Source organism: Curtobacterium sp. AB7, from assembly GCF_044909335.1.
Taxonomy (GTDB): domain Bacteria; phylum Actinomycetota; class Actinomycetes; order Actinomycetales; family Microbacteriaceae; genus Curtobacterium.
In genome coordinates, this window is record NZ_JBIYED010000008.1 from 63,094 (window position 1) to 89,150 (window position 26,057).

Genomic DNA, 26,057 nt, shown 5'->3' on the forward strand with positions numbered 1-26,057 from the left:
GCAGGAGGGGGACCCGAATGACCGTGACGCAGTGCGCGCCCGGCGCCGACCAACCATCGGCGATCGAGCGGCGTGCACGACGGGAGTCCCGGATCAGGAGACTCGTCGTCCAGGAAGCCGGGTCATCGCACCCGGGTCCTTGCGTCACGCCACTGGGCTCGTCGGTCAGGCCTCACTGACCGGCACCCTCCACAGGACGCCCCGGCTGTCGGATTCGGGTTCCGCTGCCGGGGCGTTCTGCTGCCGGGGCGTCCTGCTGCCCGGATCGGGCATGGGGTGCCGACTCAGTAGACGTCGCGGACGTACCGCTTCGTGCGGCGCAGGTCGGCCAGGTACGACAGTGCATCGTCCTCGTCCCGCCCGCGGCCGGTGCGGATGACGTCGAGCAGCGCGGCCTCGACGTCCTTCGCCATCCGCGAGGCGTCGCCGCACACGTACACGTGGCCGCCGTCCTCGAGCCAGGCGAACAGCTCGGCGGACTGCTCCCGCATCCGCGTCTGCACGTAGACCTTCTCGGCCTGGTCGCGCGAGAACGCCAGGTCGAGGCGGTTCAGCACGCCCTGCTCCTGCAGTTCGGTGAGCTCGTCCTGGTAGACGAAGTCGGTGTCGCGGTGCTGGTCGCCGAAGAACAGCCAGTTGCGCCCCGTCGCACCGGCCGCGGCCCGCTCGTGCAGGAACCCGCGGAACGGAGCGATGCCGGTGCCCGGACCGATCATGATCATCGGCGCGGACGCGTCGGCCGGCACGCCGAACGACGCGTTCGGCTGCAGGTAGACGTCGACCAAACGGTCGGGGTCGACCCGGTCCGCCAGGAACGTCGACGCGACACCGGCGTACATCCGGTGCGGGTCGCCGTACCGGACGGACGCGATGGTCAGGTGGATGCGGTCCGGGTGCGCCAGTGGGCTCGACGAGATCGAGTACTGGCGTGCCTGCAGCGGGCGCAGGTTCGGCAGCAGCTCGTCGAGTCCGGGAGCGGCCGGTCCGGCGTCGCGCAGCAGGTCGAGGACGTCACGACCCCACAGCCAGCGGTCCAGTTCGTGCTTGTCGCCGTGCGAGACGACCGCAGCGAGTTCGCTCGCCGGGGCACGCTGCACGAGGTCCGCGATGAGGTCCTTCGACGGTGTCCGGACCTCGCGGTCGCTCCGCAGGACCTCGGTGATCGGTCGGCCGTCGAACGACTCGCCGCCGTTCGCGCCGACCTGCTCGAGCAGCTCCGCGACGAAGACCTCGTCGTTGACCGGCACGACCGCCAGGGCGTCGCCGGCGGTGTACTCGATGCCGGAGTCGCCGAGGTCGAACTCGTAGTGCCGGATCTCCTTCGCGCTGCGCGGCGAGGAGAGCAGCCGGTTCTCGACCAGCCGTGACGGGTACGGGTTGCGCTTGTTCCACTGCGACCCCGGCCGGGAGGCACGGCCCGCGCCCGCCCCGCCGGTCGCGGTCGCACCGTCGCTGGCACCACTGCCCGTGGTCGCGCCGGGTGCGCCGGTCGCGCCGGCCTCCGCAGCGAGCCGGTCGAGCACGGCGGCGCTCCAGAGTGCGGCGGCGTCCTCGAAGTCGACGTCGCAGTCCACGCGGTCGTGCACCCGGGTCGCGCCGAGCTGCTCGAAGCGGGTGTCGAGGAGCTTGCCGGCCTGGCAGAACTCGTCGTAGCTGGTGTCCCCGAGGCCGAGGACCGCGTACTGCAGCCCCTCGAGCCGCGGCACGGTGGACGCCTGGACCGCGTCCCAGAACAGGCCGGCGTTGTCGGGCATCTCGCCCTCGCCGTACGTCGAGGTGACGACGAGGACGTGGGTCATCCCGGCGAGCTGCTCCGGGGTGACGGCGTCGAGCGCCGCGGCACGGCCACCGAGCCCGCGGGCCTTCGCCCCGGCGACGAGCTCGTCGGCCAGGAACTCCGCGTTGCCGGTCTGCGTGCCGAACAGCACGTCGATCGTCGTCGTGGGGGCGGCGCCGGACGCCTTCTTGCCGGCGGCGGCGATGCCCGCGATGAACCCGGCCAGCCAGGACTCCTGGGCGGCCGAGAACGGTGCGTCGACGGGGATCAGCGAGCCGGTCGGGGGGAGCAGGCTCACGCGGACACCGCCTCGGTCGGCGCCTGGGGTGCACGGCGGGCGATGTCCTCGAGTGCCGCGGTTGCGAGCAGCTCGTCGAAGCGGGCCTCGCGGACGCGGCCGTCGTTCTTGGCGTTCTGGTGCATGATCCACCCCGTGGTGCCCGGTGCGTCCATGCTGCGGTTGTTCCGCTGCGTGAGCGCACGCTTGTAGTCGTCGAGCCGCTTGATCGCGATGAGCGTCGCGAGCTGGTCGTCCGCGAACCGGTCGAGCGTGCCGCGCAGGTACTTCACGACGCGCTGCTTCACGGAGAAGTCCTCGGTCAGGACGAGGTTCTTCACCGCTTCGGTGACGCGGGGGTCGTTCGCACCCGCACCGGGGACGCGCTCGAGGGCGACGTCCTGGGCGACGCCGAGCACCGTGTACGACGACAGCAGCGAGAACATGTCGTCGCCCTGGTCGCCGAGCGCCGGGGCACGGCCATCGAGGACGGTCCGCTGGTCGCGGTAGTCGACCTTGAACGCACGGAGCTTGTCCGTGGCGATCGAGGTCGCGAGCTCGTCGAGCAGCTCGGGGCGGGTGGCCGCCGCGAGGATCTCGCCGGCGTCCTGCGAGAGCAGGAGCGCGCGCGGCATGCCGACGAAGACGTGCTGCCGGGTGGTCTCCCAGTCGGCGAGCAGCCGCTCGGCCAGCGCCGACCCGGTCGCCTCGAGGTGCCACTCGAGCAGCAGTCGTGCGCCGGCCTCGTGGAACGCCCCGCGCTCGGTGTCGGTGACGGGGAACACGAGGAGCGAGTCGGTGCTGGCGCGCTGGGCGACCTGACCGGACGGGTCGTACTGGTACAGGAACCCGCCGGACATGCCGTTGCCGAGGCCCTTGCCGAACGCGCCGAGGTTGAACACGGCACCGCCCGTCATGTACTCGCACCCGAAGTCGCCGACGCCCTCGACCACGGCCGTGGCGCCGGAGTTGCGCACGGCGAAGCGGTCTCCGGCCTCGCCCTCGACGAACGTGCGGCCGCCGGTGGCCCCGAAGAGCGCGAAGTTGCCGATCAGCACGTTCCCGCCCTGGTCAGCACTGCCGCCGCCCGGTGCGCGGACGATGATCCGACCGCCGCTCTGGCTCTTGCCGACGCCGTCGTTCGCGGTGCCGGTGTGCTCGAGCACGATGCCGTCGTTGTTGAACACGCCGTACGACTGCCCGGCCGAGCCCTGGGTGCGGATCGTGACCGCACCGTCGACCAGCCGGCGGCGCCCGCGGTCATCGGTCGCCACGGCGGGCAGCCCCTGGACGTCCTCGGCGCCGAGCTCGTGGTTGAGCAGGCGCTCGACGTCGATGCCGAGCTGACCGCCGACGGACTTGTCGCTGTTGCCGAGCAGGACGCCGTGCACGAGCACGTGCTCCTGGGCGTGGTCCACCAGCGCCGTGCGGATGCGCTCGAGCAGTGCGTCGTCGGTGTGGAAGTCCTTCTCCAGGTACTCCGGGTCCGTCACGACCTTCTCCGGCACCTGCGCGAGCAGGGCACGGGCGTCCAGACGCCCGACGCTCGCCGGGTGGTCGAGGAGCTGCAGCAGGTCGGTGCGCCCCCGGGCCTCGCGCAGCGAGCGCAGGCCGAGCCGGGCGAGGATCTGCCGCACGTCGTGGGCGATGTTGAGCAGGTACTGCGCGAGTGCACGCGGGTCGCCCTCGAACGCCTCGGCGTTCGTGGTGAGGCCGGCCGGGCACTTCACGTTGCAGTTCTTCGCCATGACGCAGCCGAGCATCATGAGCGCGGTCGTGCCGAACTCGAAGCTGTCGCCGCCGAGCAGGGCGCTCGTCACGACGTCGGACCCGGTCTGGTGCGCGCCCGAGCAACGGAGCGTGACCTTGGAGCGCAGGCCGTTCGCGACGAGGGCCTGGTGGACCTCGGCGACGCCGATCTCCGCCGAACGTCCCGCGTACTTCAGACTCGTGACGGCCGCGGCGCCGGTGCCACCGGTGTTGCCCGCGACGTTGATGACGTCCGCGCCGGCCTTGGCGACGCCGACCGCGATGGTGCCGATGCCCTCGGAGGACACGAGCTTCACGATCACCCGGACGCGGGCGGCCTTGCAGTCGTGGATGAGCTGCGCCAGGTCCTCGATCGAGTACGTGTCGTGGTGCGGCGGCGGCGAGATGAGCTCGACGCCGGGCGTGCCACCACGGGCCGCGGCGATGTCCACCGTGACCTTCGGCGCGGGCAGCTGACCGCCCTCGCCGGGCTTCGCGCCCTGACCGATCTTGATCTCGAGTTCATCGAGCATGGGGTCGGCGAGGTAGCCCGCCCAGATGCCGAAGCGACCCGAGGCGAACTGCTTGATCCGCGAGCCGCGGATGGTGCCGTAGCGGGAGTGGTGCTCGCCGCCCTCACCACTGTTCGACATGCCGCCGACCATGTTCGTGCCGTGCGCCACCGCCTCGTGCGCGGTGGCGACGAGGGCGCCGTGGCTCATCGCGCCGGACGCCAGGGTCCGGGTGATCTCGTGTGCCGGCTGGACCTCGTCGAGCTCGACGCTGTCGGGCGCGCTCTCGAGCAGGGTGAGCAGCCCGACGGCCGCGCCGGTGGCGCGGAGCGTCACCTGGGTGTCGTCGACGGAGTCGACGTCGACCTGGCCCGGGTACAGCAGCCCGAGGCCGTCTGCCAGGGCCTGGTGGCGCAGTGCACCCGTGGTGCCCGTCGACGCGAGCTCCAGGCGGAACCGCTCCGTGCCTCCCGGAAGCCCGTCGGAGATTGCCGGACGCGAGCCGGACAGCCCGCGCACGGTGACGCTGGCGTTGCCGGTCGTCGAGAACCGACCCAGCTCGCGGGCGAAGTCCTCGGCCGTGTCGATGCCGGTGACGTCCGCGGGCAGCGCGAGCACGTCGCGGAGCGCAGCGGGGCGGCGCGACCGTTCGTCGTGCGTGGTCTGCAGGAACGTGACGTAGCCCGGCGTGATCCGGTGCTGGTCGATCTCGGTGTCACTGAGGCGGTCGTACCCGGTGTTGCGGTACGCGGCGTCGGTGATGCCGAACGAGTCGTCGAGCTGGCCGAGCGTCAGCAGGCGCAGCGCGTCCGAGTCGCCGGAGCGCTCGAAGGACGGCCGCTCCTCGGTCATCCCGCCGAACCCGCGGACGCTCGCGACGCCGAACGAGTGGCCGGCACCGTCCGAGCGCTCCTTGAACAGGCCGAGCAGGGGGACCTGGCCCTCGGCCGCGACCGAGCGGGCACGCTCGTGCCAGTCCGTCGCCGCCTGGGCGATGCGGGCGAAGCCGACACCGCCGACCGGGGCCTGCATGTGCGGGAACACCCGCGCCAGGACGTCGTCGCCGGTGTCCAGGTAGTTCGGCTCGAAGAACGCGCCACCGATGTAGCTCTCGGCGGTGCAGAGGCCGACGCGGCCCATGGTCTTCGCGAGCGCCTTCTCGGCGGCCTTGCGGAACTGCTTCAGCGCGAGGTCGGTCGCGGTGAGCTCACCGGCGGGTGCCGGCGCGGCGGGGTACTTCTCCTCGGCACGCAGGCGCGCGCTCAAGCTGTACACAGCCGAGGCGCCGAAGCCGAGGGCCGTCGCCACGTGGTGTGACGATGGCAGCTGACCGCTCTCGGCGACGACGGACACCCGCAGGCGCAGACCGGTCTCGATGAGCCGCTGGTTCACGGCGGCCACGGCCAGGATCACGGGCAGGGGCGCACGGGTCGACGAGACCTCGCGGTCGGTCAGCACGGCGATGCCGCCGGACGTCCCCGCGAACTGCTCCACGGCGTCGCACAGGGCGTCCACGGCGTCGCGCACGGCGTCCGCGTTCGCCTGCTCGTCGCCGAGCACCGGAACGTAGAGCATGTCGAAGCGCTCGAGCGGCACGATGTCCTGGTCGCGCAGGCGCACCATGTCCAGGTGGCCGAGGATCGGCGACTGCACGACGAGCTGCCGGCTCGTCGAACCCGTGCCGTCCGGCTTCGCGCCGAGGGCCACGCGCATGCTCATGCCGTCGGCTTCACGGATCGAGTCGAGCGGCGGGTTCGTCACCTGGGCGAAGCGCTGCGAGAAGTACTTCGCCATGCCGCCCTCGGTGTCGCTCAGGGCGTTGATGGCGTTGCCGTAGCCCATCGCCGAGATCCGCTCCGAGCCGTTCTGCAGCATCGGGTCGAGCATGAACCGGAAGCTCTCCTGGTTCAGCGAGTACGCCACGTACCGGCCCGCGAGCGACAGGTCGCCCGCGTAGCCCAGGGTGTTCCTGGTGCGGTCGTACGCGGGCGCGGGCAGGTCGTCGAGGTTCACACGGGCAGCGTCGAGCAGCGTGCCGTAGTCACGGCGGGCCGCGAGCATGCGCAGCACCTCGTCCGTGCGCATCCGGGTCCCGGTGCGGTGGTCGACGACGAGCATGCCGCCGGCCTCGATGCGGCCGCGGTGCACGACCTCGTCGGCGTCGAACGTGACCTGACCGGCCTCGGACGACACCATCAGGTACTCGGTGGTCTCGACGGTGCGCAGCGGACGCAGCCCCAGGCGGTCCAGGCGCGCGCCGACGACGTCGCCGTCGCTGAAGATCACGGCGGCGGGGCCGTCGTTCTTCTCCTCGTACAGCGAGAAGTACTCGAGCATGTCCCGCACGTCGGCGGTCAGCGTGCGGTCGTTCTCCCACGCCGGCGGCATGAGCGAGACCACGGCCTCGACGATCTCGAGCCCGTCGTCGAACACGCGGCTCTGCAGCGTCTGGTCGAGGCGGCTCGAGTCCGACTGCCCGGGCGGGCGGACGATGCTCCGGGTGCGGGCACGGGCGAGCGCCTCGTCCGACAGACGGTTCTTCCGGTCGGTGTTCAGCTCGCCGTTGTGCGCCATCAGCCGGAACGGCTGCGCCATCGTCGGGTGCGGCTCGGTGTTCGTCGAGAACCGAGTGTGGAAGTACAGCGTCCGCACCGAGTGACGCGGGTCGCGCAGGTCCGTGAAGTACCCGATGACCTCGCCCGAGTTCAGGCGGCCCTTCAGGATCTGGGTCCTTGCGCTGAGCGACAGCGGGTACAGGGCAGCGTGCTCGGCGCGCTGCTCGGCGGCCTCGCCGTAGGACACCGACTCGATCGCGAGCAGGGCACGGTTCGCCGCCGCGTCGACCTCGGTGCGGTCCCACTGCTCGGGCGCGCGGAAGACCCACTGCACGATCGGCAGCTGGTACTGCTCGGCCTCGGGTCGGGCGACGGAGTGGTCCACCGGGACGTCGCGGACGACGAGCAGCTCGAAGCCCTGCTGCTCGATGGCGTCCGTGACGGTCTGCTGCGCACGGGCGCGCTCGGCGTCCGCTGCCGCACCCGTGCCGCTCGGCACGAAGCAGTTCGCGACGCCGAAGTGACCGGCGCGGAGCTCCTGGCCGGTGATGGCGCTGAAGAACTCCACCGACAGGTCGATGCTCACACCGGCGCCGTCACCGACACCCTCGGCGGACTTGCCGCCGCGGTGGGGGATGGCGCAGAGCGCTTCGTCACCCTTGCGGATGACGTCGTGGTGGGGCGTGCCGTCGAGTCGGGTGATGAAACCGACGCCGCAGTCGCTCGATTCGCGGGCAGGGTCGTAGAGACCGAAGGAGGTGGGGTTCACGTGTGCGGGTCCAGTGGGGCGTTGCCGGCAGCGGACGGCCAGGCTGCATCGATGGAGCGCTCGCCGCGGGCGGACCGGTGGTGACAGTCGGGCCCTGTGGGGTTGTGGTGCGGTACGGCGATGCTACGGCGCGGTATACCGCCCACGCAACACCGCGCGGTGCGGCGCACGGTGCGCGCCTGTTCGGCTGGTGCGAGGTTGCGCCCTCGGTGCGCTGTTGTTGCGCTGCACGGAGCGTGGAACCCCGCACGGGATGGGCCACACCGCACGGTGCGGCGGGCAGCACGTGTCGAACGACCCCGCACCGAGTGGCCAGCCCGGCACGGTGTCAGGCTGCGTGCTCGCCGGTCCGCTCGTCGACGGCGATCGGCTCCGTCACCGCCGTGCTGGCGTCGGCGGCGGGGGTCGTGCCGGGGCGGATGAGCTCCGGGCGACGGCGGCCACTGCGGAACACCCACGCCTTGAACAGCACGAACCGGACGCAGGTCGCGACCAGGTTGGCGGCCGTCAGCACCAGGATCTCGGCACCGTGCGACGCTCCCGGCACGCTGCTGTGCAGCACGACCAGGGACCCCGACGTGATCGCCCAGGCGATGCCGAACACCACCAGCCCCTGCACGTGGTGCCGCCCCGCCCCGGCCCGCCCGCGGAGGCCGAAGGTGAAGCGCCGGTTCAGTGCGGTGTTGCCGATCGCGGTCAGCAACAGCGCGGTGAAGTCCGCCGTCTGCGCCCCGATCGCCGGACGGAACAGTGCGTACAGCACCGCGAACGCGACGGTCGACAGCACCCCGATGGCGCCGAAGCGCAGCACCTGCCCGAGGAACCCGACGTGCGGTGGCGTGAACGGGCGTCGGCCGATGGTCTCGTACACGGCACCCACCGGCACCCGCCCGCTGGCGATGCCCCGCGAGACGCGCCACATGCCCTTGAGGTCCTCGGTGGCGGTCGACGCGATCTGCACCGACGAGTTCACGTCGTCGACCCAGTCCACCGGGACCTCGTGGATGCGCAGCCCCGCGTGCTCGGCGAGCACGAGCATCTCGGTGTCGAAGAACCACGCGTCGTCCTCGCACAGCGGCAGCAACTGGTCGGCCGCCCGCTTCGTGACGGCCTTGAACCCGCACTGCGCGTCCGAGAAGGACACCCCCATCGTCGTGCGGAGCAGCAGGTTGTACGAGCGGGAGATGAACTCGCGCTTGCTGCCCCGCACCACCCGCGACGAGTCCGCCAACCGCGTGCCGATCGCCAGGTCGGAGTGCCCGGAGAGCAACGGCGCCACGAGCGGCTCGAGTGCCGCGAGGTCCGTCGACAGGTCCTCGTCCACGTACACCAGCACCGTCGCCGGGGACGCACCCCACACGGCCTTGAGTGCCCGCCCACGACCCTTCTCGGGCAGGTGGACCGCGTGCACGCCGGGCAGCATGGCGGCCAGGTCGTCGGCGATCCGCGCGGTGTCGTCGGTCGAGGCGTTGTCGGCGATCGTGATCCGCCACGAGTGGTGCAACGACGTCCGGCAGAACGTGTACAGGCGTCGCACGTGGGCCGCGAGCGTGTCCTGCTCGTTGTAGCAGGGGACGACGATGTCGATGTCGAGGGTCTGGTTCGTCTCCGTCATGCCGCTCATGCTCGGCAGCGGGCACATGCAGACCGAGGCAGTGCGCTGTGCTCCCGGTAAGAACGGCGTTCGGCGACCGTTCACGTCATCGTCGAACACGACAGGTGTCGCGCGGATACGGTCGACGGACGATGACGACCGAGCGCGACGACGCACAACGATCGGCGGTGCTGCTCCCGGGGGAGCGGCTCGGCCTGGCGCTCGACGAGCGGTGTCCGGAGTTCGAGGAGCTCCTGCTCACGCCTCCGCTGCACGGCATCCGACCGGACGGCCACGACTGGCTGCGACGCCGGTACGCCGAGATCGTCCCGCTCGTGCTCCCCGCCGCGCTGCGGGCCGTCGAGCGCGGTGAACCCGTCGACCGCGAGTGCCTCGCCCAGCTGCGCGCGGTGGCGGCCGCGAGCGCCGAGGACCCCCGCGTCGACGTGTCGGTCGTGCTCCGCGGGGCCCTGCCGGCGATCCGGGTCTTCGCCCTCGTCATGCACACCGCCACCCGCGACCACGCCGTCACGCTCGACCACGCCGGCCGGACGATGCTCGCGATGAGCCGCGCCTCGCTCGTCGCCCACGAACTCGGCTCGTGCTGGGCCGAGGCCTGGGCCCAGCAGCGACGGCGATCGGCGGTCGAGTCCGCGGCGGCGGTCACCACCGGGGAGATCGACCTCGTCGCCCGTGCGCCCGGCCTCGACGAGACCGAGGAGCAGATGCTCGCGCTCGCCGCGCAGGGGCTCTCCAACGACGAGATCGCGAAGGAGACGGCCTACAGCCGCCAGGCCGTCGCGTGGCACCTCGGACGGCTGATGAAGTCGTGGAAGGCGCCGAACCGGACGGCGCTGGTGTCGGTCGCCTTCGTGAAGGGGTGGATCCGTGCACGGCGCGAGGTCCGCGGTGCAGCACGGACCTGGCCCCCGGCGATCGAGCCGGCCGCCGAGCGTCCCGCCACGCACGACGACGCCCCCTGAGACCGTGGTCTCCGGGGGCGCCGGTGCGGTGCCGGCGGATCAGCCGCCGTTCACGTGGATGACGTTGTCGATGCGTTCGATGTTGCCGAACGCACCCCAGTTCAGCCAGCCACCGTCACCGTTGTTCGTGATCGAGCCGGGGCCCTTGAACCAGTAGATGACGTAGTTGCCGCCCTTGATGTCGATCGACTGCGCGTCCGCGACGTCGCCGGACACCGTGATGTCCTGGTTCTTGTTCACCACCGCGACGGTGAGGCGATCGGGGTTGCCGGCGTTCCAGTAGCCGACGTCGAGCGCGGCCTGCACGGCGCCGCCGCGGTCGCTCTGGTCGTTCACGGCGTCCTTGATCGCGTTGACGATCGCGACCGGGTCGAGGTTCACGTTGACGTTGCCGCCGACGGAAGCCGAGGTGCTCGGTGCGGGCTCAGCGGCCTGTGCCGGTGCCGCGACGAACGCCCCGGCGATGACGGCGCCACCGAGGGCGGTGCCGGCGAGGAGCTTGACGGACTTGCGCTTGAACGAGTTCATGATCGTGTTCCCATCTCTGCGGTGGTGACCCGTGTGGGTCGTCCAGCTCGGACAGGACCCAGCCTGCGTCGTCGGGTGCCGGGTTGCACGCGTTCGGCCCGGACGTTGGACGATCGTCTGACGATCCGTCCAGCGCCGCGAAGGTGTGCCACCCTCCGGCCCGGGCCGCATCGAGTGAGCAGAGGACGTCGAGTCCGGTCGCGGGACTCGACGTCTTCTGCTCACGAAGCGGGCGGCCCCGGCAGGTCCACCGTGAACGCCGTCCGACCGGGGCCGGAGGCCACCCGCACGCTCCCGCCGTGCGCCGACACCACGGCCTGAACGATCGCCAGCCCGAGCCCGCTCGTTCCCTGGCCCTGGGAGCGCATGCGCGACGCCTCGACGCGGGTGAACCGGTCGAACAGCGTCGGCAGGGCGTCCGACGGGATCGGCGGCCCGTCGTTGGCCACGACGAGGCGAGCGGCCGCAGCATCAGCGGACGACCCCGTCTGCTGCAACGACACCACCACCGCGGTCCCGGGCGGCGTGTGCGTCCGGGCGTTCGCGAGCAGGTTCGTCACGACGCGGCGCAGCTGCTCCGCGTCGCCGTGCACGGTCAGCGGGTGGTCGTCGACGATCTGCAGGGTCCACCGGTGGCCCGGCGCGATGGCCCGGGCGTCCATGGTGGCCTCGACCACGAGCGACGTCAGGTCGATCTGCGCGGCAGCGAGCGGCGCGGGCGATCCGGACCCTGCTCCGGACGCCAGGGCCGTCGCGTCGAGCCGCGCGAGCAGCAGGAGCTCCTCGACGAGGTCGCCCATCCGCACGGCCTCGCGGCCGATCCGGTCGACGTTCCGGTGGATCGCGTCGAGGTCCGACGAGCGCGCGGTCAGCTCGGCGTAGGCCCGGACGGTCGCGATCGGCGTCCGCAGTTCGTGCGAGGCGTCGGCGACGAAGGTCCGCATGCCGGCCTCGGCGTCGCGGCGCACCGTCAGGGCTCGGGCGACGTGCCCGAGCAGCCGGTTCAGCGCAGTGCCGACCTGCCCGACCTCGCGGTTCGCGGTGAGGTCGGCGTCGGCGACCCGCACCGGGATGTCGGTGTCGCCGCGTTCGAGGTCGAGGTCGGTCACCCCGGAGGCGACCGCTGCGACGCGTTCGAGCGGTCGGAGGGACCGCCGCACGAGCAGTGCGAGGGCCCACGCCGCGACGACGAGGCCCAGCACCGTGACGATCCCGATGACGAGCAACAGGCGGGTGATGGCGGCGTTCAGGTCGCCGAGGGGGATTGCGGTGACGAACACGTCGCCGTCGTCCCCGACCGCCTGCACCCGGTAGGTGCCGAGCGAGCCGAGGTCGATCGTCGCCGGGTCGGCGCCGCTGTCGACCGCGGTGAGCGTCTTCCGTTGCGCCGACGACAGCCCGTGCTGGTCGCCGTCGCTGTCGGTGTACCCGCCGAGCACCACGGAGCCGTCGCGGACGATCGCGACGACGGTGCCGGCGGACTGCCCGGGCGCTCCGATGAAGGCGTTGTCCGGATCCGGGCGGTCCGACGACGATCCCGACGACGACCCGGGCGGTGGGCCGGTGGGCGCGTCCGCACCGTCCCGGCCACCGACGGTCCGGTTCGCCGCCGTCGACAGCTCCGCGTCGAGGCGGTCGACCAGGTACCCCCGGAACGCGACGACGGTCACCGCTCCGACGACGACGTTCGTCGCGACGAGCAGGAGCGCGACGGCGGCCACGACCCGCCACCGCAACGACGGCACCCGTCCGGCGCGGGTCGGACGGGCCCGGATCGCCTTCGTCGATCGGCTCACGTCGTCGGCCGGAGGACGTAGCCAGCCCCGCGCACGGTCTGCAGCATCGGCTCGCGTCCGGCGTCGAGCTTCTTCCGCAGGTACGACACGTACATGTCGACCAGGTTCGACGACGACCCGAAGTCCATGCCCCAGACGCCCGCGAGCAGCTGTTCCCGCGAGAGCACCCGGTTGGCGTTCCGCGCCAGGTGCCGCAGCAGCTCGTACTCGGTCGGGGTGAGCTCGATCGGATGGCCGGCACGGCTGACGGCGCGGGCGTCCTCGTCGAGGCGGAGGTCACCGACCACCACCTCGGCGCTCCCGCCCACCGCTGCGACCCGAGCGGAGGTCCGCGCGAGGATCCGCGCCCGGACGAGCAGCTCGTCGATGCCGAAGGGCTTCGTCAGGTAGTCGTCCCCGCCGCCGGTGAGTCCGGCGAGCCGGTCCTCCGGGGCGTCGCGCGCGGTGAGGAACAGCACACGGACGGTGTCGCGGGAGTCGCGGAGCCGCTCGAGCACCTCGAAGCCGTCGATGTCCGGCAGCATCACGTCGAGGACGATGACGTCGGGTTGGAACTCCCGCGCGGCGAACAGGACGTCACGGCCACGGTGAACCGCCCGCACGGCCCAGCCGTCCCCCTCGAACGCGAGGGCGACGGCGTCGGCCAGGGCGTGCTCGTCGTCGACGACGAGGGCGCGGACGGGGGTGCCGTCGGTGCGCTGCAGCGGTTGGCCGGTCACGTCCGCGAGCCTATCCACCGCGCCCTCGTCGTCGATCACTTCGTGGTGCTCAGGTCGTAGACGGTCTGCCCGCCGACCGTGGTCGACTCGTAGTTCGCCGCGACCCACTCCTGGATCGCCGAGGCCGTGGACGAACCGCCGCCCATACCGCCGCCACCGGAGCCGGAGGAGACGTAGTACCCGATGTCCCCGTCGGCGACGTACGCCTTGAACTGGGCGAGCGTGGGTGCCGGGTCGCTCGACCAGCCACCGATCGCCATCACGGCGGTGTCGGTGTCGAGTTCGAGCTGCGCGGCCGACTGCGATCCGTTGACGGCGGCCGCCCACTTCGCGTCGGACGCCTCGAGGAGCTCCTGCAGTGCCGACGAGGTCGTCGACCCCTCGCCGCCCATGCCGCCCCCGGTACCGCTGGGAGCGCCGTCGGTCGAGCCCTCGGTGGTGCCGCCGGCGGAGTCGCCCGGCGCCTCGCCGGTCATGCCCTCCGGCGGGGTGCCGCCGGGACCCTGCTGGGAGCCGTCGTCGGTGGTGGAGCCGTCACTGTCGGAACCGGCGGCCGATCCGCCGGGTCCCCCCGTGCCTCCCGGCATGCCACCCGTGCCACCGCCGCCCGTCCCGCCGGAGCTGCTGCCCGCCGGACCGACACTCGGGATCGAACCGGAGTGCGCGACGGTCGTCGTGGCGAGGGCGTAGGCCGTGGTGCCGGTGAGCCCGAACAGGGTGCCCGCGAGGACGCCGACCGTGACCAGCTTGCGGAGTGACGGGACGCTGCCCATCACGACGAGCGCTGCGGACAGCAGGCCGCCGGCCAGCATCACCCAGCGGAGCCAGGGCAGCCACGTCGGGTTCTCGCCCAGCAGGCACCAGCCCCAGAAGGCCGTGGTGCCGATCATCGCGGCGAGGCCGATCCGGCCGACGAAGCGCGCTCGTGCGTGCCAGAGCAGCGCGCCGCCGGTGCCGACGAGTCCGGCGATCGCCGGTGCCAGCGCCACCGTGTAGTACGGGTGGATCGTGCCGGACATGTACGAGAACACGAGTCCGGTGACCAGGAGCCAGCCGCCCCACAGGACGAGACCGGCGCGGGCCGGATCGGCGAGGTGTCGACGACCGACGACGACCAAGCCGACGACCAGCGCGATGAGCGCGGCGGGCAGGAGCCACGAGATCTCGAGCCCCATCTCGGACGAGAACAGCCGGTTCAGGCCCGTCGAGCCACCGAACGAGCCACCCGCGGTGCCGCCGGTCATGCCGCCGCCTCCGCCGCCGTTGCCCGAGCCGCCGAAGATCCGACCGAGGCCGTTGTAGCCGAACACCAGGTCGAGGACGGTGTTGTTCGTCGAACCGCCGATGTACGGGCGGGACTCCGCCGGCCACAGCCACACGGCGACGACCCACCAGCCGGCCGACACCACGAGGGAGCCCGCGGCGATGAGCAGCCCGACGACGCGCCTGCCCCAGGTGGTGCGGGCGGCGAACAGGTAGACGAGGCCGAAGGCCGGCAGGACGAGCAGCCCCTGCAGCATCTTCGTCAGGAACGCGAAACCGAGAGCGACCCCGGCCAGTGCGATCCACTTCCAGCTGCCCCGCGGCAGCGCCCGCACGGTGCAGTACGCGCCGGCGGTCATCAGGAACACGAGCATCGCGTCCGGGTTGTCGAACCGGAACATCAGGGCCGCCGCCGGGGTGGCCGCGACGACGAAGCCCGCGAGCAGCGCGCCGACGTTCGCGGTGGTGGTGCCGACGCGGGCGAGGGTGCGGCGGACCGTGCCCCACACGAGCGCGACCGAACCGACGGCCATGAGCGCCTGGGGGAGCAGCAGGCTGAAGCTCGAGAAGCCGAACAGCCGGGCCGACAACACCATCACCCAGAGCGACGCCGGCGGCTTGTCGACCGTGATGAAGTTCGACGAGTCGAGGGAGCCGAAGAAGAACGCCTCCCACGACTTCGTGCCGGCCTGCACGGCGGCGGCGTAGAAGCTGTTGGCGTACCCGGAGACACTGAGGTCCCAGAGGTACACCACGGCGGTCACGGCGAGGAGCGCCCAGAACGCCGGCCGGAGCCAGCGGGCGTCCTCGCGCTCGCCGAGGAACAGGCGGGCGAGCGGCTTGCGGCGCCGATCCTGCGCGTCGGTTCGCGCGGCATCGCGTCGATCGGTCACGGGTATCGGGTACGTGGTCATGTCGATGAGCATCCGGGGCGTTCCCCGAACGCGGCACTGCGCCGGCTGTGCGCGGCCTAAGGAACGTCGGGCGCGGCCGGCGCGGCCGGCGCGGCCGGCGCGGCGCACCGTGCGCTGTCGTCCGGCCCGTGCGAGGTTGACCGCTCGGTGCGCGGTCGTAGCGCCGCACGGAGCGCGCAACCTCGCACCGAGCGAGAGAACCCGCACGGTGCGAGGTCAGGCGTACCGCTGCGCCGCGTGCAAGGCCGCCCCCGTGTACGACCCGCCGAACAGGAACACGTGCAGCAGCAGCGGCGCGAGCTGGTGGAGCCCGACGCGCTCCTGCCAGCCGTCGGCGAGCCGCGACTCGCGGTCGTAGGCGGCGAGCACCGTCTCGAGGCGCGGCAGCCCGAACAGTCCGAGCAGCGCCAGGTCGGTCTCGGCGTGCCCGCCGTGCGCGATCGGGTCGATGAGCACCGCGCCGGTCGGCTCGGAGGCGTCCGTCGGCCAGAGCACGTTGCCGGCCCACAGGTCGCCGTGCAGCCGTGCGGGATGGTCCCCGACGAGTGCGGGCTGCGGCGACCCGAGCGTGCCGTCCTGCACCCGGTCGGCGACCCGGTCGAACACGGCTGCCTGGGCGTGGTCGAACCCGCCGGCGTCGACGATGCGCCGGACGAAGTCGCGGATCCGGTACTCGGCGAAGAACGCACCCCAGGTGCTCGGTGCGTGCGCGGCGTCGACGAACGGCGTGCGGGAGCGTCCCATCCGGAGCGCGGAGCCCTTCGTCCAGCCGGCGGGCGGTGCGCCCCAGTGGTCGGCGCCGGCGGCGTGGGTGTGCGCGAGGGAGCGTCCGAAGCGCTCGGCCTGTGCGGCGGTGGGGGAGCCGTCGGAGATCAGCTCGAGGTCGAGCACGGTCGGGCTCGGGCGGTCCAGCACCCGGGCGGTCCTGGTGCCGCCGGACTCCTCGGCGTCGGCGAGCCACCGGAGCCCGGCGGCTTCGGCTGCGGCTTCGTCCGGGGTGGTGAAGGTCTTCACGTGCGTCTCGGCCATCGGTCCATCCTGCCGAGGGGCCGTCGACGTCCGTTCAGCGGGCCGTCAGACCGCGTCGACCAGCGCCCTCGCCAGCGGGTGCCACTCGCGCGACGACGGCCCGCTCAGCACCAGGGTCCGCTCGAGTCGCCGCGCCATCGGCACCATCACGAGGTCCGCTGGCAGCATCACCCGGCCGAGCGTCGGCACGATCGAGACGCCCTCGCCCCGTTCGATCATCCCGAACATGGTGCTCATCTCCCGCACACGGTGGGCGTACCGGAAGGGGCGTCCGTCGAGCTCGTGCAGCTTCTGGATCTGGTACTCGCACCCGCCGCCGCCTGCGACCAGGCCGTCCTCGTGCAGGTCGTCGAGCGTGAGCGCGGGCAGTTCGGCGAGCGGGTGGTCGCGTCGGACGACGGCGGCCATCTCGTCCCGGGCGACGACGACGCCACCGGCCGGCACCGGCGCGGGGTCGACGAGCACGGCGGCGTCCACGGTGCCGCTCTCGAGCCACTCGGGCATCTCGTCGTCGTCGCCCTCGTAGACCTGCACGTCGACGTCGGGCAACGTCACCGCCCACAGCTCGCGGAGCCGCGGCAGCAGGCCCTGGCAGACGGTGGGGACGGCCGCGAGTCGCACGGTGCCGCGCGCTGTTGCGGGCCGGACCACTGCCTCAAGGGCGTCGACCGAGGCGAGCACGCTGCGGGCGTGGGCGAGCAGGCGGTCGCCCAGGGGTGTCGGGACGGCGACCGCGCCGCGCCGGACGACCGGCCCGCCGACCTCGCGCTCGAGCCCGGCGACGGCGTGCGAGACGGCGGACTGGCCGACGCCGAGCACGGAGGCAGCGGACGTGAACGACCCGGCGTCGAGCGTCGCGACGAACGCTCGGAGCTGGGGGACCGAGACGGTCATGCGTGCTCCTCATGTCGGCATGAACCCCATGCGTTTGCCGCATGGGCGTGGGTGGTTCGACACTAGGCCACATGAACGCCCTCCTCTACGGTCTCGTCGCCCTCACCTGGGGCTCGAGCTTCCTCTTCGCGAAGATCGGCCTCGACGGACTCGCACCGCAGCAGGTCGCCACCGTGCGGACCGTCCTGGGCGGCGTGACGCTCGTCGTGCTGTTGCTCGCGACCCGTCGGCGCTGGCCGCGGGAGCCCCGTGTGTGGGCGCACCTGGCGGTCGTCGCGTTCTTCCTGAACGCCCTGCCGTCGTCGCTGATGGCGTGGGCCGAGCAGACCGTGCCGTCCGGGCTCGCGAGCATCTACAACGCGACGACCCCGATCATGACGCTGGCGGCGCTCGCCGTGCTCGTGCCCTCCGAACGACTGCGGGGCCGGCAGGTGGCCGGGATCGTGGTCGGCATCGTGGGGGTGCTGGTGCTGGTCGGTCCGTGGGACCTGCTCGGCGACCCGGCCGTCCTGGCGAGCGTCCCGGGGCAGGTGGCGTTGCTCGGCATGACCGCGTCCTACGGCGTCGGGCTGGCCTACCTGCGGCGCGTGGCGGTGGGCAGCGCGTACGACCCGGTCACGATCGCGACGGTGCAGCTCACGCTGGCGTCCGGCATGCTCCTGCTGGTCGCGCCCGCCATCGCCACCGGCCCGGTACAGCTGGACGGGAGGATCGTGGCCGCGATGGTCGCACTCGGTTGCGTCGGCACGGGGCTGGCCTACGCGTGGAACACGCGCCTGGTGCAGGCATGGGGCGCCGGTCGGGCGTCGACGGTCACCTACCTGACGCCGGTCGTCGGCGTGGCGCTCGGCGTGCTCGTGCTCGGTGAGCGCGTGCGGTGGAACGAGCCGGTGGGCGGAATGGTCGTGCTGCTCGGCATCGCGCTGGCCTCGGGGGTGCTCGGCCGGCGGAGTCTGCGTCGCCCGGCACGCCCCGCCCGTACGCTGGCTGGGTGACCTCCGGCCGGGACCCCCACGTGGTGCGACTGCTCTTCGCCTCGTCCCACCCCGGCCCGACCGTCACGGTCACGGTGCTCGCCGCCGTCATCGCCGCGGCGGTCGGACACCCGGTGTGGCTCGTGGTCCTGGTCGCGCTGACGGTGGTCGCCGGGCAACTGTCGATCGGCCTGGCGAACGACTGGATCGACGCCGACCGCGACCGCGCCGTCGGTCGGAGCGACAAGCCGGTCGCGCGCGGACTCATCGCGGTCGAGACGGTCCGCACGGCAGCCTTCGTGACGGCCGGTGCCGCCGTGGTCCTCTCGCTGTTCCTCGGGCCCGTCGCCGCCGTGGCGCACCTGGTGCTCGTCGCCGCCGGGTGGGCCTACGACGCCGGGCTCAAGCGCACCGTGTGGTCGGTCGTGCCGTTCGTCGTCGCGTTCGGGCTGCTGCCCGTGGTCGCGGTGTCCGCCGGCCCCGAGGGGCTGTGGCCGGCGTGGTGGGCGATCGCCACCGGCGCGGTGTTCGGCGTCGCGATCCACTGCACGAACGTGTTGCCCGACCTGGTCGACGACGCCGCCACCGGGGTCCGTGGGTTCCCGCACCGCCTCGGGCTCCGGGGAGCCGGGATCGTCGCGTTCGGGTCGCTCGTGGTCGCGGCCGGCCTGGTGCTCGGCGGACAGGTGCTCGGTGACGATCCGGTCGGCGGTGTCGGGGTCGTGCTCGCCGTGGTCGGGGCGGTCGTCGTGCTGGCGCTCGCCGCGGTGGGGGTCCGGCTGGTGCTGGCGGGGCGGGCGTCGCGGACCCTGTTCCGGCTCGTCATCGCGTCGTCCCTGGTGCTCGTCGTCGAGCTCGGCTTCGCCGGGGCGCGACTCGTCGCCTGACACGCTTCCGCGCGGCTCGTCGCCTGACGCGCTTCCGCGCGGCTCGTCGCCTGACGCGCTTCCGCGCGGCTCGTCGCCTGACGCGCTCCCGCGCGGCTCGGACCGCGCCGCTCGTCGCCGGCGCGAGCCGTCAGGCCCAGCGCATGGCGTAGAGCCGGGCCAGGCCGTCCGCGGTCGGCAGCGACAGGACGGTCCGGAGCAGCGCCTCCCGTCCGATGGTGGAGACGGCACCCAGCGGACGACCGAGCCCCATGTTCGCCTCGGCCTGACGGGCTGCACGTCGGGCGGCTGCCTGGCGGCGCGCGGCGTAGCCGGGCCACGGTCCGGCCACCCCGGTCCGGACGGCGGCGGCGAGCAACAGTGCGAGCTCGGCCGCGTCGAGCCAGCCGAGGTTCATGCCCTGTCCGCCGATCGGGCTGATCTCGTGGGCGGCGTCGCCGACGAGCACGACCCGGCCGACCCCGACGCGGTCGGCCGCGCGGCGCCGTACCCGGAAACCGCTGAGCATCGTGCAGGACGACGGGTCCGGGACGACGCCGGTGCGTGCGGTGACGATCGCGGCCAGTCGTGCCGCCGTCTCCGGGTCGGGGGCCGCGCCGCTCGGGGCGAACGCGAGCGAGTCCGGCACGAGGGCGACGTACCGGCGTCGACCGTGCGGCAGGGGGAAGGACTCGACGACGCCTCCGGGGCCGACGTCCACCAGGGCGGCGGTCCGGGCGTCGGCGCCCTCGGGGTCGGCGAAGTCGCCCATCACGTAGCGGTCGGGGTAGTCGCGTCCGGTGGTGCCGATGCCGAGCAGGTCACGGACGACGCTCCTCGCACCGTCGGCCCCGACGACGAACGCCGCCCGGACGGTGACCGGTTGGCCGTCCGGGCCGGTGCCGACCGCGTCGACGTGGTCACGGTGCCGGGACAGGGCGGTCACCGTCGTCCCGGTGCGCAGCGCTGCAACGTCGGTAGCGGCCAGCCGGTCCCGCAGCAGGGACTCGGTGCGGTGCTGGTCGAGCGTCGCGACGTACGGGTGGGTGTCCGAGGCGCGGTCGAAGGTCAGCGTGCCGAGCGTCCGCCCCCGGCTCCGCGCGACGCCCGTGCGAACGAGGGTCGCCTCGGCGAGCACCGCGACGTCGAGCCCGATCACGGCGAAGGCATCGAGGGACGGCGGGTGGATGCCGATGGCGCGCGACCCCTCGGGTGGACCGGGACGACGCTCCCACACCTGCACGGCGATGCCCCGTGCAGCCAACAGCGCGGCGAGGAAGAGGCCGACGGGACCACCGCCGACGACGAGGACGTCGGTGCGCTCCGTGGTCACGGGCCGAGCCTACGGTCAGGCGGCCGAGCCGCGTCCAGCTGCACTGCTCGAGCGCAGCCGGTGCCGGAGCCGCTCGACCGGGACCTCGACCGCGTAGGCGGCACCGATCGACACGAGCAGCACGACGCCGATCAGCCCGACCGTGCCCCACGCTCCGATCGCGAACGTGCCGAGCAGCGCGATGACGAGCGGGTGCCACAGGTAGGCCGAGTACGACACCCGTCGTCCGAACCACGCCACCGGGGTCCAGCTCAGCGCGGTGGCGACGGGCGAGCGCACCGACACCAGCCCACCGATGAGCACCGCCGAGATCAACCCCGTGACCGGCAGGACGACACCGAACGTCCAGGCGTGCTGCGTCCAGTCGTCGTCGATCCAGAGCAGCACACCCACCAGGAGACCGAGGCCGAGCCAGGTCGCGACGCATCCGGCGATCCCGGCTGCCCGGACGCGCACCCGTTCGTCGTCGAGCAGCAGCGCGAGCGCGCACCCGATCGCGAGTGGCACGACGCCGAGCACCGGCGAGAAGTACACGTCGGGGGTGGCGCCGCCGCTCGGGGTCCGGTAGCTCGCCCACGACGCCGCCGACGCTCCGACCACCAGGACGCCGAGGCCCGCCAGCAGCCAGCGCCGTCGGGTCCGCAGCGTCGCGAGCAGCACGAGCACGGGTGGCCAGACCAGGTAGAACTGCTCCTCCATCGACAGGCTCCACGTGTGCGCGAACACGCCCTGCGTGGTGTCCCAGAACGCGCGGAAGAGGTTGCCGGTGTAGGTCAGGGCGATGACCCCGGCCTCGCCGGCGGAGAACGACGCGCCCTTGTAGTCACCGACCCAGTTCCACAACAGCAGACCGACCGCGACGAACACGAGCAGCGCGGGGTAGAGCCGGAGCAGGCGCTTGAGCCAGAACGACCCCAGCCGGACACGACCGGTGCGTCGGCGCTCACCGAGCAGCAGCGTGGTGATCAGGAAGCCGGACAGCACGAAGAACACCGTCACGCCGATGAAGCCGCCCTCGAACTGCGGGACGTGCAGGTGGTACAGGATCACGGCGAGGATCGCGAGGGTCCGGAGTCCGTCGAGGGCGGGTGCACGGTGGGTGAGCGGTGGCGGTGGCGGTGGCATCCGGCCCGTCGGGTCGCCGTCGGTCCGGCCCCGCGCGGTCGTGGCGTGGCCGGGCGCGGTCGTCGCGTTGCCGGGCGCGGTCGTCGTGCGGATCCGCTCGGGCGAGAGCACGTCGGTCGTCACGGGCACCTCCTGCGCGATCGGGAGGCCACGGCAGCGGGACGCGCCGTGGCCGGATCGTCACATGATGCGCGCGGGAGGTAAGAGCCGACTCAACGCCCGGGGTGCACCAGCGTCGCCAGGGCGTCGAGTCGTTCGTGCACGATCGCAGCGAACGGGCGCTCCTCACCCGGGGCGATCCACTGTGCGAAGGACAGGTGGAACACCGTCACGGCGGTCTCGGCGGCCATCGTCGCCGCTGGTTCGGGGACGCCGCGCTCGCGCATGACCTCGCCCAGGCGTGCCTTCAGGGTGGCGAGCTTGCCGAGCTCCCGTTCGCCGAGCGCTGCGTTCGCGTCGATGATCCCCTGCCGGGCCCGCGACCACGACCGGCGGTCCTCGGGGAAGAACCCGGCGGCGGCGTCGAGGGCCCGGCCGACGAGGTCGAACGGCGCCGCGTCGGCCGGGGCAGCCGTGATCGGGTCGACGAACATCGCGAGGAAGTCGTCCTGTCCGGCGAACAGGACCTCGCGCTTGTCGGCGAAGTGCCGGAAGAAGGTGCGCTCGGTGACCTGGGCCTCGGCGGCGATCCGCGCGACCGTCGTGCCGTCGTACCCCTCGGACGCGAAGAGCTGCAGCGCGACCGCCTGCAGTCGTTCACGCGTTCCGGGTTGCCAGCGAGCCATGCGGAGAGTCTACTGATCAGGACGCCTTGATGACAGCGGCTGACATCGAGTGCTACGGTGATGTCAGTTCATGACATCACGCCGTGGACATCTGTGAAAGGACCACTCATGCACGTGTTCGTCACCGGGGCATCCGGCTGGATCGGCTCCCACACCGTCGACGACCTGCTCGCCGCCGGGCACACCGTCACCGGGCTCGCGCGTTCCGACGCGTCGGCCGCCGCGCTCGAGGCGAAGGGCGTCGCCGTCCTGCGCGGTGACCTCGACGACCTCGACGTCATCCGCCGGGGCGCTTCCGAGGCCGAGGGCGTGCTGCACCTCGCCAACAAGCACGACTGGGCGAACGCCGCCGCCACCAATGCCAGCGAGCGCGCCGCGGTGGAGACCATCGGCGCTGCCCTCGTCGGCACCGACCGCCCGTTCGTCCTCGCGTCGGGCGTCGCCGGGCTCGCCCAGGGCCGCCCCTCGACCGAAGCGGACGCCAACCCCTTCGTCGGGCCGGACAGCATGCGTGGCGGCAGCGAGAACCGCGGCTTCGACTTCGTCGACCAGGGGGTGCGCACGATCGCGGCCCGGTTCAGCCCCACCACGCACGGCACCGGTGACCACGGCTTCATCGCCGCGATCGTCGGCGCCGCCCGGCAGCGCGGCGTCTCCGGCTACGTGGGCGACGGCACCAACAGCTGGTCCGCCGTGCACGTCACCGACGCCGCCCGGCTCGTCCGCCTCGGGCTCGAGCAGGCCCCGGCCGGCACGCGGCTGCACGCCGTCGCCGAGACCGCGATCCCGACCCGGGCGATCGCCGAGGCCATCGGCGAGGTCCTCGCGCTGCCGGTGACCTCGATCGACCCGGCGGACGCGGACGCGCACTTCGGGTTCATCGGCCGGTTCTTCGGCATGGAGATGTCCGCCACCTCCGAGGCCACCCGGGAGCTCCTCGGATGGGAGCCGACCGGCCCCGGACTGCTCGAGGACATCGCCACCGGCGCCTACTCCGGCGTGCGGGTCGCGTAGGCGGCTGGTTCCCGCCCGACTCGGAACGACATGGTCGACGTCGCACGACGTCGGCCACGTCGTTCCGGGTCGGCGCCGGCTACTCGGACTTCTGCATCTGCCACGGCTCCGGCTCGCGGTCGCCGTTCGGGCGCACGGGTCGGACGTCGCCGACGATCGGGATCGCGCGCTTCCGCATGAACCACAGGTAGCGGACGAAGAAGTGCGACAGCGTCGACAGCCGGTTGCCGTTGCCGAGCAGCGACGCGATGTGCACCGCCACCCACGCCAGCCACGCGACCGGCCCGACGAGCGTGATGCCACCCCGCAGCTGCGCGACCGCGGCGTTCGTGCCGATGGTCGCCATCGTGCCCTTGTCGAAGTACTTGAAGTGCTCGGTGGGCTTGCCCTCGAGCAGACGCTTGATCTGCTTCGCGACGTGTCGTCCACCCTGCAGCGCCGGCTGGGCCAGCTGCGCGAGGGCCTCGGACTGCGCCGCGATGTCGCCGGCCGAGAAGATCCGCTCGGCGCCGTTGACGCGCAGGTCGTCGCCGACCTGGATTCGTCCGCCGCTGGTCTGCGGCAGGCCCCAGCCCGAGACCTCCTTGTGGGCGGCGACGCCGGTGGCCCAGATGACCTGCGAGGCGGGGATGAACTCGCCGTCGGCCGTCATCACGCCGTCGGTCTTGACCTCGGAGACGCCGGTGTTCAGCCGGAGGACGACGCCGCGCTTCCGCAGGACCTTGGCCGCGTACCGGCGCAGGCGCGGGGCGAACGGCTTGAGCAGTTCGCCGCTGCGGTGCACGAGGGTGATGGTGATGGCGCCCTTGTCCAGCTCGGGGTACGCCCCCTCGAGTGCCTGGTCGCGGAGCTCCGCGAGCGCGCCGGCCATCTCGACGCCGGTCGCGCCGCCGCCGACGATGACGATCTTGATCTCGTCGGGGCCCTGGTTCGCGGCAGCTTCTTCCAGCCGGGTGAACAGCTCGTCGCGGATCCGCAGGGCCTGCGAGCGGGAGTACATCGAGTACGCGTACTCGTAGGCACCCGGGGTGCCGAAGTAGCTCGTGTTCACGCCGTTCGCGAGCACCAGGTAGTCGTAGTGCAGGTGCTCGCCGTCGGACATCTCGGCCACGCGTTCGTCGGTCCGGATGCCGGTGAGCAGGCCGTGCCGGAACTCGGCGTTGTCCTGCTTGGCGCGCAGGCTACGGAGGAAGTACGTCACGTCGCCGGCGTTCAGCCCGCCCGTCGCCACCTGGTACATGAGGGGCTGGAACATGTTGTAGACGTGGCGGTCGACGAGCGTCACCCGGACGGGAGCGTCCGCCAGCTCGCGCATGGCAGCGACACCGGCGAATCCACCGCCGACGATGACGACGTGCGGGCGGGTGTCCTGGGGCATGCTGATCCGGCTTTCTTCGGTTCGTGAGGTGGTCACCCACGAGGGTACGCGCGCTGTGGACCGCTCCCGTCCACTGCCGACCGGGAGGCCCGGGTCGGCTCCGTCAGGCGTCGAGCCGTGCGTAGGTGCTCACGACGTTCCCCTTGCTCGTCACGGTGCTGTCGACCAGCCGTAGACGCGTGGCCGGGTCGGTCGGCTCGAAGAGCTTCCGGCCGGAGCCGGCGATCGCCGGGTGCACCATCAGTTGCAGCTCGTCCAGGAGCCCCGCGAACAGCAGGTGCCGGACGACGCTCACGCTGCCGCACACCGCGATGTCGGCCCCGTCGCGCTCCTTGAGCTCGCGGACGAAGGTGTCGAGGTCGCCCGGGATCCTGGTGGTGTTCTGCCACGTCAGGTCGTCGCGGAGCGTCGTGGAGGCCACGTACTTCTCGATCGGGTTGATCCACTGTCCGAACGGGTCGTCGGGGTGCGCCGGCCACCACTCGGACCACTCGAGGTAGCTGTTCCTTCCGAGCAGGACGGTGTCGGTGCGGGCCATGAACGCGCCCATCCCGGCCCCGAGCTCGTCGTCGAAGCTGTCGTACTGGAACTCGTACGGGTCCTGCACGACGCCGTCGACCGACGTGAACAGCCCTGCGGTGACCTTGCGCATGGCCGGAGCGTACTGCGGATCAGCTGTCGGTGCCGCTGTCGCTGCTGCCGTCCGTGCCGCTGCCGGATCCGTACCCGGGGAGCTGCCCGGTGCCGTTGCCCGGGAACTGGTTCGTGCCGCCGTTGGTCCCGCCGTTCGTACCGGGCACCTGGGTGGTCGACTGGGACTGGTTCCCACCGATCGCGTGCCCGATGGCGAAGCCGATGCCACCGCCGACGAGCAGTGCTGCGAGTCCGACGATCGCAGCCAGGACGGGCCAGAACCACGGCGGCTTCGGTGCGCTCTTCCGGTTCGTCGGGGCCGAGGCGCCGTACCACGGGGTGGTGCCGTTCGGGTCGCCGGCGTTCCACGATCCGGCGTCGGAGCGGTAGGGCTGCTGGGCGTACTGGTCCGGTGCCGGTGCCGGTGCCGGTGCCGGTGCGGGTGTGTCCAGCGTGGCGGTCGAGGTCGGCGTCGGGGCCGACCCCCAGCCGGCCGGTGCCGCTGCCGAGGGCGTGCGGGCGGCGTCGCCCGGCTCGTGGCCGTTCAGGGGAGTGGTGTCGCTCATGGGAGGCAGTGCACACCGCGTGCC

General features: G+C 72.5%; 19 protein-coding genes. 4 read left to right on the forward strand and 15 right to left on the reverse strand.

The window, feature by feature from the left end:
* Window positions 1-284: 284 nt before the first annotated feature.
* The 3 genes from ABH929_RS15305 to ABH929_RS15315 all read right to left on the reverse strand — a co-directional run bounded on the left by ABH929_RS15305 (window position 285) and on the right by ABH929_RS15315 (window position 9,254).
* The gene (locus tag ABH929_RS15305; RefSeq protein WP_404561812.1) at window positions 285-2,075 is read right to left on the reverse strand and encodes a sulfite reductase subunit alpha; all 1,791 of its coding nucleotides are present in this window, start codon (window positions 2,073-2,075) and stop codon (window positions 285-287) included.
* Window positions 2,072-7,639 (reverse strand): glutamate synthase-related protein, encoded by a 5,568-nt coding sequence (locus tag ABH929_RS15310; protein WP_404561813.1) that lies wholly within the window; start codon window positions 7,637-7,639, stop codon window positions 2,072-2,074. Before ABH929_RS15310 ends, ABH929_RS15305 begins: the two co-directional genes overlap by 4 nt.
* Window positions 7,640-7,967: 328 nt before the next feature.
* Window positions 7,968-9,254 carry a glycosyltransferase gene (locus ABH929_RS15315; protein WP_404561814.1) on the reverse strand — a complete coding sequence of 429 codons (1,287 nt, stop codon included), beginning with the start codon at window positions 9,252-9,254 and terminating at the stop codon, window positions 7,968-7,970.
* 131 nt (window positions 9,255-9,385) lie between these two features.
* On the opposite strand from ABH929_RS15315, the gene ABH929_RS15320 reads away from it, so the two are divergent.
* The gene (locus ABH929_RS15320; protein ID WP_404561815.1) at window positions 9,386-10,216 is read left to right on the forward strand and encodes a LuxR C-terminal-related transcriptional regulator; all 831 of its coding nucleotides are present in this window, start codon (window positions 9,386-9,388) and stop codon (window positions 10,214-10,216) included.
* A 39-nt stretch (window positions 10,217-10,255) separates the two neighbouring features.
* Here ABH929_RS15320 and ABH929_RS15325 read toward each other — a convergent pair whose 3' ends face one another.
* The 6 genes from ABH929_RS15325 to ABH929_RS15350 form a co-directional block, all read right to left on the reverse strand.
* The gene (locus ABH929_RS15325; protein WP_111084734.1) at window positions 10,256-10,744 is read right to left on the reverse strand and encodes a hypothetical protein; all 489 of its coding nucleotides are present in this window, start codon (window positions 10,742-10,744) and stop codon (window positions 10,256-10,258) included.
* Between the two features lie 221 nt (window positions 10,745-10,965).
* The gene (locus ABH929_RS15330; RefSeq protein ID WP_404561816.1) at window positions 10,966-12,540 is read right to left on the reverse strand and encodes a sensor histidine kinase; all 1,575 of its coding nucleotides are present in this window, start codon (window positions 12,538-12,540) and stop codon (window positions 10,966-10,968) included.
* On the reverse strand, window positions 12,537-13,259 hold the full coding sequence (locus tag ABH929_RS15335) for a response regulator transcription factor (RefSeq protein WP_308202619.1): 723 nt from the start codon (window positions 13,257-13,259) through the stop codon (window positions 12,537-12,539). The genes ABH929_RS15330 and ABH929_RS15335 overlap by 4 nt, the downstream gene beginning before the upstream one ends.
* A 35-nt stretch (window positions 13,260-13,294) precedes the next feature.
* Window positions 13,295-15,436, reverse strand: a complete 2,142-nt coding sequence (locus ABH929_RS15340) for an ArnT family glycosyltransferase (RefSeq protein WP_404561817.1) — start codon at window positions 15,434-15,436, stop codon at window positions 13,295-13,297.
* Between the two features lie 216 nt (window positions 15,437-15,652).
* Window positions 15,653-16,465: a fructosamine kinase family protein gene (locus ABH929_RS15345; protein WP_404561818.1), complete on the reverse strand. Its 813-nt coding sequence runs from the start codon at window positions 16,463-16,465 to the stop codon at window positions 15,653-15,655.
* Between the two features lie 45 nt (window positions 16,466-16,510).
* Entirely contained in the window at window positions 16,511-17,359 is an 849-nt protein-coding gene (locus tag ABH929_RS15350; protein WP_404561819.1) for a LysR family transcriptional regulator, read from the reverse strand.
* A 71-nt stretch (window positions 17,360-17,430) separates the two neighbouring features.
* Between ABH929_RS15350 and ABH929_RS15355 the strand changes: the two genes are divergently transcribed.
* Entirely contained in the window at window positions 17,431-18,354 is a 924-nt protein-coding gene (locus ABH929_RS15355; RefSeq protein ID WP_205463042.1) for a DMT family transporter, read from the forward strand.
* Window positions 18,351-19,220 carry a UbiA family prenyltransferase gene (locus ABH929_RS15360; protein ID WP_404561820.1) on the forward strand — a complete coding sequence of 290 codons (870 nt, stop codon included), beginning with the start codon at window positions 18,351-18,353 and terminating at the stop codon, window positions 19,218-19,220. The genes ABH929_RS15355 and ABH929_RS15360 overlap by 4 nt, the downstream gene beginning before the upstream one ends.
* A gap of 130 nt (window positions 19,221-19,350) precedes the next feature.
* Here the strand turns inward: ABH929_RS15360 and ABH929_RS15365 are convergent, their stop codons facing one another.
* The 3 genes from ABH929_RS15365 to ABH929_RS15375 all read right to left on the reverse strand — a co-directional run bounded on the left by ABH929_RS15365 (window position 19,351) and on the right by ABH929_RS15375 (window position 22,442).
* Window positions 19,351-20,532: an FAD-dependent oxidoreductase gene (locus tag ABH929_RS15365; protein ID WP_404561821.1), complete on the reverse strand. Its 1,182-nt coding sequence runs from the start codon at window positions 20,530-20,532 to the stop codon at window positions 19,351-19,353.
* A gap of 15 nt (window positions 20,533-20,547) precedes the next feature.
* Window positions 20,548-21,780, reverse strand: coding sequence for an acyltransferase family protein (locus tag ABH929_RS15370; RefSeq protein ID WP_404561822.1), 1,233 nt, complete (start codon window positions 21,778-21,780; stop codon window positions 20,548-20,550).
* An 89-nt stretch (window positions 21,781-21,869) separates the two neighbouring features.
* Window positions 21,870-22,442, reverse strand: a complete 573-nt coding sequence (locus ABH929_RS15375) for a TetR/AcrR family transcriptional regulator (protein WP_404561823.1) — start codon at window positions 22,440-22,442, stop codon at window positions 21,870-21,872.
* Window positions 22,443-22,550: 108 nt separating this feature from the next.
* On the opposite strand from ABH929_RS15375, the gene ABH929_RS15380 reads away from it, so the two are divergent.
* Entirely contained in the window at window positions 22,551-23,456 is a 906-nt protein-coding gene (locus tag ABH929_RS15380) for an SDR family oxidoreductase (protein ID WP_404561824.1), read from the forward strand.
* 79 nt (window positions 23,457-23,535) lie between these two features.
* Here the strand turns inward: ABH929_RS15380 and ABH929_RS15385 are convergent, their stop codons facing one another.
* The 3 genes from ABH929_RS15385 to ABH929_RS15395 all read right to left on the reverse strand — a co-directional run bounded on the left by ABH929_RS15385 (window position 23,536) and on the right by ABH929_RS15395 (window position 26,033).
* Complete coding sequence (locus tag ABH929_RS15385) at window positions 23,536-24,870, reverse strand: NAD(P)/FAD-dependent oxidoreductase (RefSeq protein ID WP_263091349.1); 1,335 nt, start codon at window positions 24,868-24,870, stop codon at window positions 23,536-23,538.
* 67 nt (window positions 24,871-24,937) lie between these two features.
* Window positions 24,938-25,486, reverse strand: a complete 549-nt coding sequence (locus ABH929_RS15390; protein WP_263091348.1) for a dihydrofolate reductase family protein — start codon at window positions 25,484-25,486, stop codon at window positions 24,938-24,940.
* A gap of 19 nt (window positions 25,487-25,505) precedes the next feature.
* A complete protein-coding gene (locus tag ABH929_RS15395) occupies window positions 25,506-26,033 on the reverse strand; it encodes a hypothetical protein (protein ID WP_404561825.1) in 528 nt (175 codons plus the stop codon).
* Window positions 26,034-26,057: the final 24 nt, after the last annotated feature.

Coding starts and splice junctions, on each gene's coding strand:
- ABH929_RS15315 (WP_404561814.1), bottom strand. CDS start 9,254: ATGACGGAGACGAACCAGACCCTCGACATCGACATCGTCGTCCCCTGC.
- ABH929_RS15320 (WP_404561815.1), top strand. CDS start 9,386: ATGACGACCGAGCGCGACGACGCACAACGATCGGCGGTGCTGCTCCCG.
- ABH929_RS15325 (WP_111084734.1), bottom strand. CDS start 10,744: ATGAACTCGTTCAAGCGCAAGTCCGTCAAGCTCCTCGCCGGCACCGCC.
- ABH929_RS15340 (WP_404561817.1), bottom strand. CDS start 15,436: ATGACCACGTACCCGATACCCGTGACCGATCGACGCGATGCCGCGCGA.
- ABH929_RS15345 (WP_404561818.1), bottom strand. CDS start 16,465: ATGGCCGAGACGCACGTGAAGACCTTCACCACCCCGGACGAAGCCGCA.
- ABH929_RS15350 (WP_404561819.1), bottom strand. CDS start 17,359: ATGACCGTCTCGGTCCCCCAGCTCCGAGCGTTCGTCGCGACGCTCGAC.
- ABH929_RS15355 (WP_205463042.1), top strand. CDS start 17,431: ATGAACGCCCTCCTCTACGGTCTCGTCGCCCTCACCTGGGGCTCGAGC.
- ABH929_RS15375 (WP_404561823.1), bottom strand. CDS start 22,442: ATGGCTCGCTGGCAACCCGGAACGCGTGAACGACTGCAGGCGGTCGCG.
- ABH929_RS15380 (WP_404561824.1), top strand. CDS start 22,551: ATGCACGTGTTCGTCACCGGGGCATCCGGCTGGATCGGCTCCCACACC.
- ABH929_RS15390 (WP_263091348.1), bottom strand. CDS start 25,486: ATGCGCAAGGTCACCGCAGGGCTGTTCACGTCGGTCGACGGCGTCGTG.
- ABH929_RS15395 (WP_404561825.1), bottom strand. CDS start 26,033: ATGAGCGACACCACTCCCCTGAACGGCCACGAGCCGGGCGACGCCGCC.